A 15,716-nucleotide genomic window follows, 5' to 3' on the forward strand; every position below is an offset into this window, starting at 1 on the left:
GCCACAAAAATAAGAAAGCACTGTGCGAGGTTCGACGTTGATGAAGAGAAGACTCCGATCAGGCCTGAGCGCCAGTCTGCTGGCCGTGGCCGCGTGTGTGGCGCTGCATTCGCCATACAGCCTGGCAGCCCGCGACGCCCAGACCATCCTCAAGGAAACCTGTCAGGGCTGTCACACCCCCGAAGCTGACAATGCCCTGAGCCGCATCAGCCACCAGCGAAAAACCCCGGAAGGCTGGCTGATGAGCATCGCCCGGATGCAGACCATGCACGGTTTGCAGATCAGCGATGACGACCGCCGGACGCTGGTCAAATACCTGGCCGACACCCAAGGCCTGGCGCCGAGTGAAACCGATGGCGTGCGTTATGCGCTGGAGCGCCGACTCAATACCGTCGAGAAGTTCGACGACCAGACCAGCCAGATGTGCGGCCGCTGCCACTCCGGTGCGCGGGTTGCCCTGCAACGGCGTCCGGCCCAGGAATGGGAGCGCCTGGTGAACTTCCACCTCGGCCAATGGCCGTCACTGGAATACCAGGCGCTGTCTCGTGACCGCGACTGGTTCGACCTGGCTCGAAAAGACATGGTGCCGCTGTTGGCCAAGCGTTACCCGCTGGACAACCCGGCCTGGAAAAAATGGCTGAGCAGCGCACCGAAAGCCGAAGCGCTGGTCGGCGACTGGAGCTTCAGCGGCCACTTGCCGGGTAAAGGCGAACTGGCCGGCATGATGAGCGTCACCGCCGATGGCAGCGACACCTTCAAGGTCGGCGTCAAAGGCCAATACGCCGACGGCAGCCCGTTCAATGGCGAGGGCAGCGCGATTCTCTACACCGGTTACGAATGGCGCGGCAACGTGACCATCGACGGCGTGACCATGCGCCAGGTGTTCGCGGCCCAAGGCAATGCCATGCAGGGGCGGATGTTCGAGGCCGAGCACGATGAGCGCGGCCTGGACTTCGTCGCCACCAAACACGGCAGCAGTCGTTTGCTGGCGGTGCAGCCGGGTTATTTGAAGGCAGGTACCGAAACGGAAGTGACCCTGATCGGCAGCGGTCTCACCGGTAAACCGAACTTCGGCAAAGGCGTGGACGTGGTGGAAGTCGTCGAGCAAAGCCCTGATCGCATCAAGGTCAAACTCAAGGCGGCCGCCAACGCCCAGCCGGGGCTGCGCAACGTCACCGTTGGCACGCTGAAAGGTCCGACCCTGTCGGTCTACAGCAAGATCAACCAAGTCAAAGTCGTGCCCGAGTTCTCGGTGGCACGGATCGGCGAGGGCGGTGGTTCGACGCCGAAAGTCCAGGGCCGTTTCGATGCCGAAGCCTGGGGCAAGGGCGCAGATGGCAAGCCGTATCGCATCGGCGTGTTCCCGGCGCAGTGGTCGGTCGAAGCCTTCGACGATCGCGCCAAGGAAGACGAAGACGTCAAGTTCGCCGGCACCATGCAGGCCGACAGCGGCGTGTTCACACCGGGCGATGCCGGGCCGAACCCGCAACGCAAGATGTCCACCAACAATGCCGGCAACCTCAAGGTGATCGCCGCCGTCGACGACGCAGGGAAATCCCTGACCGGCGAAGGCCACATGATCGTCACCGTGCAACGCTGGAACAATCCACCCATTCCATGAGTTCGCTGATCCCTAAGGCTTCAGACACTTTTTCGGAATGACCGCAGGCCCCGTAGAACGGGGTTTGCACAGGAGGTTGCAATGGGCGCTATTTTGAATCTGGTCGAACGGAACCTGCACGAAGTGCACGTCGATGCCGACCGCATGCTGTTCCACATCCCCAGCAGTTCGCTGTTCGCCAGCGATGAGCTGACGGGCACCATCATCGATACCTTGCGCGGTCCCGGCTGTTCGTCGGAGGACCTGATCCAGCGCCTGGCCTCGCGTTTCAACGGCGAGGAAATCACTGAGACCCTGCGCGAGCTGATGTCCCTGGAACTGGTCAGCGACGGCTCGCCGCTGACCCCGGACATCGGCACCAAACGGGTCGAGCGCACGGCGATCAATACCGTGGTGCTCAACGTCAACACCGGCTGCAATCTGAGCTGCACCTACTGCTACAAGGAAGACCTCGACAAGCCGTCGGCCGGCAAGAAAATGGACGTCGAAACAGCCGTCGCGTCGGTGGAAATGCTGCTGCGCGAATCGCCGGATGAAGAGCGCTTCACCGTGGTGTTTTTCGGTGGCGAGCCGCTGAGTAATCGCAAGCTGATCGAGTACATGGTCGACTATTGCGAGAAGCGCTTCCGCGAGGCGGGCAAGTTCGTCGAGTTCGTCATGACCACCAACGCGACGCTGCTCACCGAAGAGACCGTGGACTACCTGAATGCCCACCGTTTTGGCCTGTCAGTCAGTATCGACGGACCGAAAACCGTGCACGACCGCAACCGCATCACCGTGGGCGGGCAGGGCACTTACGACGTGGTACGGCGCAAGGCCGAGATGCTGCTGTCGCGCTACAACAGTCGTCCGGTGGGTGCCCGGGTCACGCTGACCACTGGCGTGACCGATGTGGAAACCATCTGGGATCACCTGTTCAACGAACTGGGTTTTGCCGAGGTCGGCTTTGCCCCGGTGACCTCCGGCGACATCAGCACCTTCAACCTCTCCAGCGACGAGCTGATCGAAGTCTTCGCCAGCATGAAGAGACTTGGTCGGCGTTACCTGGAAGCGGCTCTGGAACACCGCAACATCGGTTTCTCCAATCTGCACCAGCTGATCACCGACATCCACGAAGGTCACAAAAAAGCCCTGCCTTGCGGCGCGGGCCTGAAGATGCTGGCAGTGGATCACAAGGGCGAACTGAACCTGTGTCATCGCTTTACCGGTTCGTCACTGCCGACCTTCGGCAACGTCCACAGCGGTGTGAAACAGGTGGAGTTGAATGACTTCCTGTCCCAGCGCCTGGACCGTACCAACACCGGCTGCGAAGACTGCCAGATCCGCAACCTGTGCTCCGGCGGCTGCTACCACGAGAGTTACGCCCGGTACGGCGACCCGACCCATCCGACCTATCACTACTGCGAACTGATGCGTGACTGGGTCGACTTCGGCATCGAGGTCTACACCCGGATCATGGCCCACAACCCTGCGTTTATCAGCAGCTACATCACTCCGCGCAAGGCTCACTGATATGAAACATCTCAAGGCAATCAATAACAAAGCGTTGAAACTGGATGAGGCCGCGGCCGAAAACCGTATCGAAGAAGTGGTGGCGATGAGCTCTGTCGCGGGCTGTGCCTCGACCACTGACCCGGGTTGGGAAATCGATGCGTTTGGCGGGGTGTCGTCGCTGTGCCAGCCGATGGAAGCCGACCTGTATGGCTGCTCCGACCCTTGCTGGTGGCCGGCCCAGGTGCCCGACATGATGAGCACCTACCCGGACTGGAACAAGGATGCCCAGGCGTCCAACGACAACTGGCGCAACCTCGGCACTGTCTTTCCGAAAGACAAGTGATCGGACATGAAGAAGGATTCCAGCATGCATCGCATCAAAGCCTGCGGCCTGGCCGCGTTCGCCGTCCTGAGCGTCTGTTCAATCAACGTTCTGGCCGATGAAAACACTGCATTACAAGCGGGTCACGAGTACATGGTGACCACCAATTACCCGAACAACCTGCACGTGCTCGACCTGGCGACGGACACCTTGTTCAAGACCTGCAAGATGCCGGACGCCTTCGGTCCAGGCACTGTGCAGTTATCGCCGGATCGCAAGACCGCTTACGTGCTGAACAATCACTACGCGGATGTCTACGGCGTCGAGCTGGACAGCTGCAAGCAAGTGTTCCACGCCAGCATCACCCAGAAACCTGGGGAGAAAGCGAAGTCGATGTTCGCCTTTACCCTCAGCCACGACGGCAAGGAACTGTTTGCCATCGCCAACCCGACGTTGATGCTCAACGACCGCTACGAAGTGCAACAGCCGCGGCTCGATGTCTATGCCACCGACGCCGGCATGGACGCCAAACCCGTGCGCAGTTTCCCGGCGCCACGGCAGCTGACCATCATGCAGAGCGGTGACGACGGCACGCTGTACGTAGCGGGGGCGGATGTCTATAAGGTCGACGTGAAGACCGGCAAGTTCGACGTGCTGATCCCCAGTCGTCACTGGAAGCGGGCGAACTACAGCGCGCCGGACGTGCTTTACGTGTGGAACCAGCAGACTTATCGCCATGATTTCTCGCTGCTCTACACCGCCGCGAAATTCAAGGACAAGAAACAGGATCCGGCCACCGCTGAATACCTCTACGGGCTGTTCAGCATCGACCTGAAAACCGGCAAGACCGAAACCACCGACTTCGGCCCTCTGACGGAAATCTACTTCAGCGGCATGCGCTCGCCCAAGGATCCGAACCTGATGTTCGGCGTGCTCAACCGCCTGGCCAAGTACGACATCAAGGAGAAGAAAATGCTCCAGGCGGCAACGCTGGATCATTCCTACTACTGCATTTCCTTCAACAAGGACGGCAGCAAGATCTACCTGGCGGGGACGTTTAATGATGTGGCGATCTTTGATCCGGAGAGCATGAAACAGATCGGCAACATCAAGTTGCCGGGGGGGGATATGGCGATCACGACGGCGCAGATATTTGTCCGGTAACGTGTGGCGTCTGAACTGACGCCTTCGCGGGCAAGCCTCGCTCCTACACGGTCGCGTCGTACCCAATAGTGCGATCACTGCGAACCTGTAGGCGCGAGGCTTGCCCGCGAAGAGGCCCTCAGCGTCACCGAAGTGTTACACCCCAGGTACCGGGCAACCCATATCCCCTTCCTGACACTTCAGATAATTCTTGAAAGTCTCCACCCGCGCCTTGGTCAATTCAGTCACGCAGTTGCTGTAGATCAGCGGATACACACTCCCGCCTTCCACCCCGGCACTCGCAAACTTGCACTCGGCATCCCGAAACGCCATCCACGAACGCTGTGCCCCGAGCAGCAGCTTTTTGCTGTCCGGGTTGCTCTTCAAGCGCTGGGTGATCTGCTGGTAAAGCGCATTCAACTCTTTGTCCGCCGCCTTGTGCTGCTGCGCCGCGCATTGATTCATCGTGGCCTGGTCGGTGGCGTTGTCACAGTCCGCCGCGTGGGCGACGGTGGTGAACAGCAAAGGGGTCAGGGCCAGGAGGAAGCGTGGGTGCATAGTGATTCTCGCTGTGATGGGTAAACGTAGAGATGCAGTGTAGCGAAGAGGGTGGTCAACCAATAATGAAGTCAGGTGTAACCTCTTTAGCCAAGGGGCTTGCCTGCGTCAACGGTCCGCGTACTGTGCCTGGCATTCGCCTGCGAGCCAGAACTTCCCACTGGAAATGCAGCCGAATATTTCAGACGTGCTTGATAACAACACCCCATTGATACAACTTTAAGGTTGGTCTTGTGGTCTTACAGGCCTACTGTTCAGTACAGGAGGTGACTTATGAACCCAGCATCAGATCGCATCGAAAGGAAAATCCTGCTCAAAGTACCGCGCTCGCAGGTGTGGCGCGTGCTGGCCAATGCCGAGGCCTTCGGGCAGTGGTTTGGCGTGGCGCTGGAGGGCAAGCGCTTTGTCGCCGGTGAATGGACGCAGGGGCAGATTACTTACCCGGGTTATGAGTACCTGCTGTGGAATGTGCTGGTGGAGCGGGTCGAGCCGGAGCGGGTGTTTTCGTTTCGCTGGCATCCCTATGCGGTGGAGCCGGACACCGATTATTCCCAGGAACCCACCACGCTGGTGAAGTTCGAGCTCGAAGACATGGATGAGGGCACGTTGCTGAAGGTCACCGAGTCCGGTTTTGATCACATCCCGCAGACGCGCAGGCTCAAGGCGTTCCGTATGGACAGCCGTGGCTGGGATGAGCAGATGAGCAATATCGAAGAATTTCTGAAAACCGGCGCCAAGGCTCACGAGCGTCAGGAAGAGTAAAGGCTGCATGTTTGAAACCTGGTTGAAACGCTGGGCCCTGGTGCCGGACGGCGAACCGATCATCACGCCCGGCAGTCGTTTGCTGCCGGTACGGATGGGTGATTTGCCGGCCATGTTGAAGGTCGCCGTCGATGCCGAGGAAAAGTTCGGCAATCTGCTGATGACCTGGTGGGACGGCGAGGGCGCCGCGCGGGTTTACGCTCATCATGGCGATGCGTTGGTGCTGGAACGTGCCGAGGGCGATCGATCGCTGATGCACATGGCGCTCAACGGCCAGGATGACGAGGCCAGCCGGATACTGTGCACAGCGCTGGCTCGTTTACACGCCCCGCGTTCATCATCGCCGCCGCCCCTGATTCCCTTATGGTCATGGTTCGCTTCCTTGCGCATGGCCGCCGAACAGCAGGGCGGCACTTACTTGCTCAGTCTGAAAGCCGCCGAAGCGTTGCTCGCCGAGCCGCAGGATGTGGTGGTTTTGCACGGCGATATGCATCACGACAATGTTCTGGATTTCGGCCCGCGAGGCTGGCTCGCTATCGATCCGAAACGGGTGATCGGCGAGCGCGGGTTCGACTACGCCAACCTGATCTGCAATCCCGATTTGCCGACGGCTAATGATCCGCAGCGCTTCAAAAAACAAATCGAGGTCGTGGCCCAGGCCGCAGGGCTGGAGCGTCAACGGCTGCTGCAATGGGTGTTGGCGTTTGCCGGGTTGTCGGCGGCCTGGTTTCTCGAGGATAAGGATGAGCTTGCGGCGCAAGGACAGCTGCAGGCCGCTGAACTCGCGGCTTTCATGCTGATTGGCTGACGCGTCTAAGGGTTTTCGGAAGGGCGGGTATAGCGAATGTCTTACACGCGATGGTAGCTATGTCGTCTATTGCACATTGGATCCGAAGCGTAATCTAGCCTCATCAACTGAAGCACAGGAAGTGCTCCAGGATCACGGATGATCGACCATTAGCAAGGATTCGCTGCCGACAGGGAGTCGATATGGTCTTGGGAAAACCCGCTTCGGCGGGTTTTTTTTCGCCTTTTGAAAACTGTAGTGTTCGTGTGGATTTTTGATCTTATGGTCAAAGGCTTACACCGGCTAACGGGTATGTCGTCTTTTGGTGCTTCACCATTGCGCTTATTCTGGATCCATCAACTGAAGCACAGGGAGTGCTCAGGATCAGGGATGATCGACCATTGGCCAGGATGGCTGCCGACAGGATGTCGAAAATGGTCTTGAGAAACCCGCCGAAGCGGGTTTTTTTTCGCCTGTCGAAAAGTACTGCTACAGCCTGGCCGCCGCCCGTCCAGTGATCTGCGCCCTTTGCTGCAGGGATGGCGCCGCCCGCCGATGCGCTTCTGCCAATACGCTCGGCGGCGCTGTTTCGGGGCTGCCGGACTGGAACGGCGGTGCCGGCGCGTATTCCAGCTGCAACTGCACCAGCTCGGCCGTGTCCTTATCGAACAACTCGGCCGCCAGGGTCAGGGCAAAATCGATCCCTGCGGTAATCCCGCCACCGGTCAGCAGATTGCCGTCGCGCACGACGCGATCCTTCACCGGTATTGCCCCCAAAGGCCCCAGCAATTCGTGATAAGCCCAGTGCGTGGTCGCGCGTTTGCCTTTCAGCAGACCGGCCGCGCCGAGCACCAGCGCGCCGGTGCACACCGACGTGACATAACGCGCGTTAGCCGCTTGGGCCTTGATAAACGCCAATGTCTGCTCATCCTCCATCAATGGCCCGACGCCGCTGCCCCCGGGAATGCAGATCACATCGAGTGGCGGGCAATCATCGAAGGTCGTGGTCGGCTTCAGCACCAGCCCGGTGCTCGAAGTAACCGGCACCAGGTCCTTCCAGATCAGATGCACCTTCACGTCCGGCAGCGAGGCCAGCACGTCGTAAGGGCCGGTGAGGTCCAGTTGTTGAACCTGTGGAAACAACAGAAAACCGATCTGCAACGTCATGGTGTTTTCTCATGAAGTGGGTGGACGGCTTCACTCTAGGCTCGTAGGATCTGGCGTATACGCCAATAACCCCACGAATTACGCCAATATGCCAAAAACCATTCATGTGCTCGCGTTCACCAATGTGCAATTGCTCGACGTCACCGGGCCGTTGCAGGTGTTTGCCTCGGCCAACGACATCGCCCGTCAACAAGGCTTGCCGGCGCCCTACGCGCCGACGGTAATTGCCAACGGTGGCGGGGTGGTGATGTCGTCGGCGGGGCTGGCGCTGTTAGCCGAGCCGTTGCCCGAGCAAGGCAGCGACACCTTGATCATCGCCGGTGGTTGGGGTGTCTACGCGGCGGCGGAGGATGAGTCGCTGGTGGCCTGGGTGCGTGAACAGGCGACGGCATGTCGGCGGGTTTCATCGGTGTGCACCGGGGCGTTCTTGCTGGCGGCCAGTGGTTGGCTTGACGGTCGGCGTGTGGTGACTCACTGGACCCGTTGCGAGCAATTGGCGCAGAAACATCCCCGGTTACGGGTCGAGCCCAACCCGATCTTTATCAATGACGGCCCGGTCTGGACCTCGGCCGGCGTTACGGCCGGCATCGATCTTTCATTGGCGATGGTCGAAGAGGATCTCGGTCGCACCATGGCCCTGGACGTCGCTCGGCAACTGGTGGTGTTCCTCAAGCGCCCGGGCGGTCAGTCGCAGTTCAGCGTGACCTTGTCTCTGCAAAAGGAAGGCAGCCGGTTCGACGAACTTCATGCCTGGATCAGCGAAAATCTCACCATGGACCTGGGCATTCCGACACTCGCCTTGCAGGCCGGCATGAGCGAACGCAGCTTCGTTCGCCATTACCGCGCCGACACCGGCCAGACGCCGGCGCGGGCCATCGAGCTGATCCGGGTCGAGACCGCGCGACGCTTGCTCAGTGATACCGGTCTGCCGATCAAACGGGTGGCGGTGCAGTGCGGGTTCGGCAGTGAAGAAACGCTTCGCCGCAGTTTTCTGCGGGCCATGGGCGTAACGCCGCAAGCCTATCGCGAGCGGTTTTCTGTCAGCGCTGAAGCAGATCCAGTAATGCCTTGAGCGTCGCTTCGGGTGCTTCTTCGGGAATGTTGTGGCCGACGCCCGCCAGCACTCGCCGCTCATAAAACCCAGAGAAATGTTCAATGTCCTCATCAATCTCCTCGGCCGGTCCGACGCCATCGTCGGCACCACACAGGGAAATCGTCGGGACGCTGATCGACGGTTGCCGGGTCAGCGCTTCTTCCATCCACGCCAGTGCCGGGTCCCCTGGCGCGTACATGAAGCGGTGACGGTACGAGTGAATCACCACCTCGACGAAATCCGGGTTGTCGAAGGCCGGCGCGCTCAGTGGGTAGCGCTCAGGACCTTTGGCCCAGGTCGGTGACCATAATTTCCAGAGCAATTCGCACAAGTCCCGGCGATTTTTCGTCAGGCCCTCGACACCGCGCGGGGTGTGAAAGTAATACTGATACCAGAGGCGATGCTCGGTTTTCGGGGCCTGTGGCTGGGTGGAGCCGGGAATATTCTGCAGGTTGTAGCCATCGCCCGTCACCAGACAGCGAACCCGCTCCGGCCAAAGCGCCGCGACGATGCACGCCGCCCGACCGCCCCAGTCGTAGCCGCAAAGGGCGGCCTTCGGGAGGGCCAGCGCGTCCATCAAGTCCAGCAGATCCTGGGCGAGGGCGGCTTGCTGGCCGGAGCGCAGGGTGTCGGGGCTGTTGAAGCGGGTCGGGCCGTAGCCGCGCAGGTACGGAACGATAACGCGGTAGCCCCGAGCGGCGAGGGCCGGGGCGATTTCGTCGTAGCCGCGTGGGGAATAAGGGAAGCCGTGAAGGAGGAGGATCGGGTCGCCGGTGGCAGGGCCATGTTCTTCGTAGGCGACCGTCAACGTCGGGGTCTTGATGTTCTGGATCAACGCTTCAGTGTTCATCGGACACTCCAGAGGTGTTTGTCAGACGGAGGATGCAAAGAGACTAGGTTCCGCCAACTCAGACTTCGACTTCGGCCACCTGATTGAAGTACTTCGACCGGTCCGGCGTAAACGTCACCACCATCCTCGTCCGCGAACACGTCAGAGGCCGCTCTTCACTCAGATCAACATCCAGATCCTCCCCACGCAAACCCTGCCACTGGGCCAGGTATTTGAGGGATCCGTACTTTTCGAGTTTCTTCAGGCTGCGGCTGACGCCACCTTTCCAGCCCAGCACCGGCAACTCACCGACGAGGCAGCGTTGGGCGAGTTCGGGGAAACGGGCGGCGCGTTGGCGGCCGATTTCCCAGCATTTGATGAGGCCTTTGTCGTGGGCCTCCCACAGTTCATCGCGGTTCAGGCCTGAACGCAGAGGGGTGTCGATGGGGCGGTGGATACGCTGGCTCATTCTGGTTCCTTGAATTCGGGTTTTATCGGGCAGCTCCGCTGCACCCGTTGACGGCCGATGGTAGGGGGGGATGTAACGGCTGGCAACAAACGTTTTCGGGGTGGCGGAATGAGCGGTTTCGGGTGATTGGGCAGGTTTGTTTAATGGTTGTAGGAGTCTGGACCCTACCGCTCACTTTTTTCGCCGGTATTCAGCAAGTTCTGTGTGATGGCTGATGAGGTCTTCGCGAGCAGGCTCGCTCCCACAGGTTTGGTGTCGTTCACAAATAGCGTGTTTGACACAAATTCTGTGGGAGCGAGCCTGCTCGCGATAGGGGCAACGTGGACTCAAGGCTGCCAGTAATTTTTCTCCCCACTCAATTTCCGATCCAGAAAGCTCGCCGCGCTGATCAGCGCCAGGTGCGTCAACGCTTGCGGCGTGTTGCCCAGGTGTCGCCCATGGCTGTCGAACTCTTCGGCGTATAAGCCCAGCGGGTTGGCGTACCTGAGCAATTGTTCAAACTCCAGGTGCGCCTTTTCCACCTGGCCTGCCCGGGCCAGGCATTCGACGTACCAGAACGAACACGCAGCAAAGGCGCCTTCGGTGCCGTTGAGGCCGTCGATCTGGCTGTCTTCGTTGCGATAGCGGTAGACCATGCCGTCGCGCACCAGGGTTTTCTGAATGGCTTCGAGGGTCGACAACCAGCGCGGATCCTTGGCGCTAACGAAGCGCACCAGCGGCATCAGCAACATCGAACCATCCAGCGTGGTGCCGCCGATGTGCTGCACGAAATGCCCGCGTTCTTCGTTCCAGAAGTTGTCCCAGATGTCGGCGTAGATCGCTTGACGGGTCTGGTCCCAGCGGGAAAACGGCGCGGGCAGGGAGCGTTTGGAGGCGAGTCGAATGGCCCGGTCCAGGGCCACCCAGCACATCAGTCGCGAGTGCAGAAAGTGATGCTGTTCGCCGCGCATTTCCCAGATGCCCACATCCTCTTGCTGCCAGGTTTCACAGACTTGATCCACGACGCCCACGGCGTGTTTCCAGCCTTCATGGGAGATCGCGTCGCCGTATTTGTTGACCAGGTACACCGCGTCCATCAGCTCGCCGAAGATGTCGAGCTGGACCTGGTCATACGCTTGATTGCCAATGCGCACCGGCGTCGCGCCGCCATGGCCGGACAGATGCGAGAGCTCGGTTTCCGGCAGTTCCTGGCGCCCGTCGATGGCGTAGAGGATGTTGAGTTTCATCGGTTTGCCGTGGCAATCGCTGACCCGCCCGCGCAGCCAGCGCATGTAATCGTTGGCTTCCTGAACGAAGCCCAGGCGCATGAACGCATAGACGGTGAACGAGGCGTCGCGGATCCAGGTGTAGCGGTAGTCCCAGTTGCGTTCGCCGCCGGGTGTTTCCGGCAGGCCGAACGTGGCCGCCGCGAGGATCGCGCCGTGTTTGCGCGAGGTCAGCAGCTTCAGGGCCAGGGCTGAGCGGTTGACCATTTCCCGCCAACGACCACGGTAGTTGGACTGACCGCTCCAGTCGCGCCAGAACTTCAGCGTGCGTTCCAGGCACAACCCGGCCGCGCCTTTGTTGAAACGCGGGTCGTCGATGCCGCCGAGCAGGAATTCAGCGCTCTGATCCTGTTTGAGGGTGAATTCAGCAACGGCCGCGTTGCCGTCGATACGCAAGGTCTGATCCGATGCCAGGCGCAGAGAGGGCTGATCATCGGCCTCGAATGCCACGTCTTTGGCATCCATACGTGCGTGGGTCCTGGCGCGAGCGTAGTCATGCCGCACGGCGCAGCGCATGTGAAACGTTGCCTGGCCGCTGACCACCCGGACCCGGCGCATCAGCACCGGCAGATCATCTTCGCTGTCGCCGATGGGCAGCAGGTCGGTGACTTCGACCACGGCGCGCTCGCTCAGCCAGCGGGTTTGCAGCACGTTGGTGTCGGGCAGGTAAATCTGTTCGCGGCGCGCATCAGGCAAGTCCGGCGATAGCTGGAAAATGCCTGCCTCGGGCGTGTCCAGCAGCGAGCAGAAGATCGACGGGCTGTCGAATTCCGGCCAGCAGAAAAAGTCGACGCTGCCCTTGTCATTGACCAGCGCCGCGCTGCGCATGTCGCCGATGATGCCGTGGGCGTCGATGTTGCTTTGTCGCTCGGGATGATGATCAGCCATTGCCGCGAAACTCCGGATAGAGGCTCATGCCGCCGTCGATGAACAGGGTGGTGCCGACGATGTAGTCCGACGCATCGGAGGCGAGGAAGACCAGCGCGTTGGCGATGTCCTCGACTTCACCGACCCGGCCGTAAGGGATGAGTTTGAGCAGTTGCTCCTCGTTGGCATCGCGATTGATGTCTGTACGAATCGCCCCCGGTGCGATGCCATTGATACGGATGCGCTGGTGGCTGACTTCCTGGGCGAGGGTTTGCATCAGCATGTCGACGCCGCCCTTGGACGCGGCGTAATTGACGTGGCCGGCCCAGGGAATGCGCTGGTGCACTGAGCTCATATGAATAATCTTGCCGGCGGCCCGGGACACGCCTTCGCGAATACCCTGACGGTTGAAAATACGCAGGGCGGCGCGGGCGCAGAGGAACTGTCCGGTGAGGTTGACGCCGATCACCTGGTTCCAGTCGGCGAGGGTCATGTCCACCGCCTTGGCGTCTTTTTGCATACCCGAATTGGCCACCAGGATGTCCAGCGAACCGAATGCCTCCAGGGTTTGCGCGAACAGCCGTTGGACGTCTTCTTCTTTGGAAACGTCGGCACCGATGGCGATAGCCCGACCGCCTTCAGCGTTGATCTGCCGGGCCAGTTCTTCGGCGGGTTCAGCCTGGGAATGGTAGTTGATCACCACTGCGGCCCCGGCGGCGGCCAATGCCTTGGCGGCGCCTGCGCCGATGCCGGAACTGGCACCGGTGATGAGGGCGACTTGTTGGTCGAGGGAAATCTGCATCAGTGTGAGCGCCTTGAGTGTGAGGGCTTAATCAGCTGACTGACGGGGGCTGGCGAGAGTTCACGTCGAACCATGAAAGTTTCGTCACCTGACCGCGTGACACCTGATCGTTCCCACGCCGAGCGGGGGGAACGATCAACGTGTGAGGCCTTCACATTCAACCAACAATTGCCTGCTTTCCCCTCGGTCCGCCTTATGGCAACTTGCTCGCCCTGACTGAGACTCGCACCCCATGACCAACCCCTACCGCGACCTGTTCAAAGCCCCTGGCAGCCGAGCGTTCGTGCTGGCCGGGATGATCGCGCGCATGCCCATTTCCATGACCGGCATCGGCCTGATCACCATGCTCTCGCAACTGCAAGGCGGCTACGGTCTGGCCGGTGCGGTGGCGGCGACGTTTGCCCTGGCCACGGCGTTTTGTGCACCGCAAGTCTCGCGGCTGGTGGATCGCTTTGGTCAAGGCCGGGTTCTGCCGGTTTCGGCGTTGATCGGTGGTGGGGCGTTGTTGCTGGTGTTGCTTTGCACCCGCTTGCAGGCGCCGATCTGGACGTTGTTTGTGTTCGCCGCGCTGGCCGGTTGCATGCCGAGCATGTCGGCGATGGTCCGTGCGCGCTGGACCGAGGTGTATCGCGGCCAGCCGGAGCTGCAAACCGCTTACGCGCTGGAATCAGTGCTGGACGAAGTCTGCTTTATTGTCGGGCCGCCGCTGTCGGTGGGGTTGTGCGTGGTGGCGTTTCCCGAGGCCGGTCCGTTGGCGGCGTTGCTGATGCTGGCGATCGGGGTGACGGCGTTTGTCCTGCAACGGGACACCGAGCCGGCGGTGCATCCCCATGAAGAACACCATCAGGGCTCGATGATCCGTTCGCTCGACATTCAATTGCTGATGCTGTTGATGGTCGCCATGGGCACCATCGTTGGCGTGGTGGATGTGGTCAGCGTGGCCTTCGCCCAGCAGCAGGGCCAGCCGGCAGCAGCGAGCGTTGTGTTGTCGGTGTATGCCATTGGTTCCTGCCTGGCGGGATTGGCGTTCGGGGCGTTGCGCTCGAAAGTGCCGCTGCCGCGATTGTTCTTGTATGGCGGGGTGGCGACGGCGGTCACCACGCTGCCGTTACTGCTGGCGACGAACATTCTCGGGCTGTCGCTGGCGGTGTTTGTCGCCGGTCTGTTCTTTGCGCCGACGCTGATTGTGGCAATGGCGTTGGTGGAGCGCATCGTGCCGCCGGCCAAACTGACTGAAGGCCTGACCTGGCTGGTCACCGGGTTGAGTATTGGCGTGGCAATCGGTGCGGCCGGTTCGGGTTGGCTGATCGATGCATTTGGGGCCCGTAGTGGATTCTGGCTGGCAATTGCTGCCGGTGCGGTGATCCTCGGTTCCGCAGTCCAAAGCTATCGCCACCTGAGATAAGCGAAACACAGAACCTGTGGCGAGGGAGCTCGCTCCCGCTGGGTCGCGAAGCGGCCCCAAAACCATTCACTGAGATTTTTCAGTACACCGCATCCACCCGTTTTACGACTGCTGCGCAGCCGAGCGGGAGCAAGCTCTCTCGCCACGATGTCAGTGTTCGGCACTTCTACAACCTTGGGACTAATTCAAGGCCGGCCTCATCCGTTCCCTTGATAGACAACTTTTCGAGGTAAGCCCGGTGACCCAGCTGACATTGCTGTGCCTGCCCTATTCAGGCGCGAGCGCCATGGTCTACAGCCGCTGGCGGCGCAAGCTGCCGGAATGGCTCACGCTGCAGCCGGTGGAACTGCCGGGGCGTGGCGCACGGTATGGCGAGCCGTTGCACACCGACATGCGACGCCTGGCGCTGCAACTCGCCCAGGAACAAAAAGCCACGCTCAAGGCGCCATACGCATTGTTCGGTCATAGCCTGGGCGCGTTGGTGGCCTGTGAAATGGCCCATGCGTTTCGCTCGCTGGGGTGCCCGGAGCCAGTGGCGCTGTTCGCCTCGGGCACGGCTGCACCCACCATGCGGGCCGACTACGATCGCGGCTTCGCCCAGCCCAGGACCGATGCCGAATTGATCGATCAACTGCGCGCCCTCAATGGCACCAGCGAAGAAGTGCTGGCCAATAAAGAGCTGATGAGCCTGACACTGCCGGTCCTGCGCGCGGACTTCCTGCTGTGCGGGCGATTTGAACCGCAGCAGCGTCCCTTGCTCAAGTGCCCGGTGCATGTGCTCGGTGGCAAGGATGATCGGGCCACCACCGAGCAGTTGATCGGCTGGAGCAAGGAAACCCACGGTAGTTTTTCGGTGGACATGCTCGCGGGCGGGCACTTCTTTATCCATGAGCACGAAGCCAAGGTGTTGCGGGTGATCAAGGATCAGCTTGAGGTTCACCATCGGCGGCACGCCATGGCTGCCAGCGCCTGACGCAATCCCGGGCGTCACTCAATCCCTGTGGGAGCAAGCTCTCTCCCACAATGATTTTTATCCCTCTGACACCCCGCGTTTTACCTCCTGCCTGATACTTGTTCTCATTCGCTAATTTTTCCGGTCTGCATTCGTTTTATAGGGACGACGTGCCTTTGT

The 15,716-nt window shown here is 60.6% G+C and carries 15 protein-coding genes; 9 read left to right on the top strand and 6 right to left on the bottom strand.

The features are described 5' to 3' along the window. Positions 1-40 precede the first annotated feature (40 nt). From peaA to peaD, 4 genes are all read left to right on the top strand, one after another. Positions 41-1,621: a quinohemoprotein amine dehydrogenase subunit alpha gene (peaA, locus tag JIO00_RS09400; RefSeq protein WP_200668017.1), complete on the top strand. Its 1,581-nt coding sequence runs from the start codon at positions 41-43 to the stop codon at positions 1,619-1,621. A gap of 81 nt (positions 1,622-1,702) precedes the next feature. Beyond that, on the top strand, positions 1,703-3,133 hold the full coding sequence (gene peaB / locus JIO00_RS09405) for a quinohemoprotein amine dehydrogenase maturation protein (protein WP_010458403.1): 1,431 nt from the start codon (positions 1,703-1,705) through the stop codon (positions 3,131-3,133). Between the two features lies 1 nt (position 3,134). After that, positions 3,135-3,458: a quinohemoprotein amine dehydrogenase subunit gamma gene (gene qhpC / locus JIO00_RS09410; RefSeq protein ID WP_008027961.1), complete on the top strand. Its 324-nt coding sequence runs from the start codon at positions 3,135-3,137 to the stop codon at positions 3,456-3,458. Between the two features lie 24 nt (positions 3,459-3,482). After that, positions 3,483-4,601: a quinohemoprotein amine dehydrogenase subunit beta gene (gene peaD / locus JIO00_RS09415; RefSeq protein ID WP_200668019.1), complete on the top strand. Its 1,119-nt coding sequence runs from the start codon at positions 3,483-3,485 to the stop codon at positions 4,599-4,601. 135 nt (positions 4,602-4,736) lie between these two features. On the opposite strand, the gene JIO00_RS09420 is transcribed toward peaD, so the two are convergent. Then, positions 4,737-5,138, bottom strand: coding sequence for a lysozyme inhibitor LprI family protein (locus tag JIO00_RS09420; RefSeq protein ID WP_200668021.1), 402 nt, complete (start codon positions 5,136-5,138; stop codon positions 4,737-4,739). 273 nt (positions 5,139-5,411) lie between these two features. Between JIO00_RS09420 and JIO00_RS09425 the strand changes: the two genes are divergently transcribed. Then, positions 5,412-5,900, top strand: coding sequence for an SRPBCC family protein (locus tag JIO00_RS09425; RefSeq protein WP_010458415.1), 489 nt, complete (start codon positions 5,412-5,414; stop codon positions 5,898-5,900). Between the two features lie 7 nt (positions 5,901-5,907). Then, complete coding sequence (locus tag JIO00_RS09430) at positions 5,908-6,708, top strand: aminoglycoside phosphotransferase family protein (RefSeq protein WP_200668023.1); 801 nt, start codon at positions 5,908-5,910, stop codon at positions 6,706-6,708. Between the two features lie 468 nt (positions 6,709-7,176). Here JIO00_RS09430 and inhA read toward each other — a convergent pair whose 3' ends face one another. Continuing rightward, positions 7,177-7,854, bottom strand: coding sequence for an isonitrile hydratase (gene inhA, locus JIO00_RS09435; protein WP_077748912.1), 678 nt, complete (start codon positions 7,852-7,854; stop codon positions 7,177-7,179). Positions 7,855-7,942: 88 nt separating this feature from the next. Between inhA and JIO00_RS09440 the strand changes: the two genes are divergently transcribed. After that, the gene (locus tag JIO00_RS09440) at positions 7,943-8,926 is read left to right on the top strand and encodes a GlxA family transcriptional regulator (protein ID WP_077748911.1); all 984 of its coding nucleotides are present in this window, start codon (positions 7,943-7,945) and stop codon (positions 8,924-8,926) included. Here the strand turns inward: JIO00_RS09440 and JIO00_RS09445 are convergent. From JIO00_RS09445 to JIO00_RS09460, 4 genes are all read right to left on the bottom strand, one after another. After that, positions 8,895-9,797, bottom strand: a complete 903-nt coding sequence (locus JIO00_RS09445) for an alpha/beta fold hydrolase (protein WP_077748910.1) — start codon at positions 9,795-9,797, stop codon at positions 8,895-8,897. The two genes, JIO00_RS09440 and JIO00_RS09445, sit on opposite strands and share 32 nt — an antisense overlap. A 58-nt stretch (positions 9,798-9,855) precedes the next feature. Further along, complete coding sequence (locus JIO00_RS09450; RefSeq protein WP_077748909.1) at positions 9,856-10,245, bottom strand: hypothetical protein; 390 nt, start codon at positions 10,243-10,245, stop codon at positions 9,856-9,858. Positions 10,246-10,571: 326 nt separating this feature from the next. After that, a complete protein-coding gene (locus JIO00_RS09455) occupies positions 10,572-12,398 on the bottom strand; it encodes a glycoside hydrolase family 15 protein (protein ID WP_200668025.1) in 1,827 nt (608 codons plus the stop codon). Then, positions 12,391-13,179: a glucose 1-dehydrogenase gene (locus JIO00_RS09460; RefSeq protein ID WP_077748907.1), complete on the bottom strand. Its 789-nt coding sequence runs from the start codon at positions 13,177-13,179 to the stop codon at positions 12,391-12,393. Before JIO00_RS09460 ends, JIO00_RS09455 begins: the two co-directional genes overlap by 8 nt. Before the next feature lie 232 nt (positions 13,180-13,411). Here JIO00_RS09460 and JIO00_RS09465 point away from each other — a divergent pair, with 232 nt between their 5' ends. Continuing rightward, positions 13,412-14,584: an MFS transporter gene (locus tag JIO00_RS09465; RefSeq protein WP_154911484.1), complete on the top strand. Its 1,173-nt coding sequence runs from the start codon at positions 13,412-13,414 to the stop codon at positions 14,582-14,584. A gap of 238 nt (positions 14,585-14,822) precedes the next feature. Continuing rightward, positions 14,823-15,557, top strand: coding sequence for a thioesterase II family protein (locus tag JIO00_RS09470; protein ID WP_200668027.1), 735 nt, complete (start codon positions 14,823-14,825; stop codon positions 15,555-15,557). Positions 15,558-15,716: the final 159 nt, after the last annotated feature.

Origin of the sequence: Pseudomonas sp. SW-3, assembly GCF_016615645.1 — a bacterium.
Taxonomy (GTDB): Bacteria; Pseudomonadota; Gammaproteobacteria; order Pseudomonadales; family Pseudomonadaceae; genus Aquipseudomonas; species Aquipseudomonas mandelii.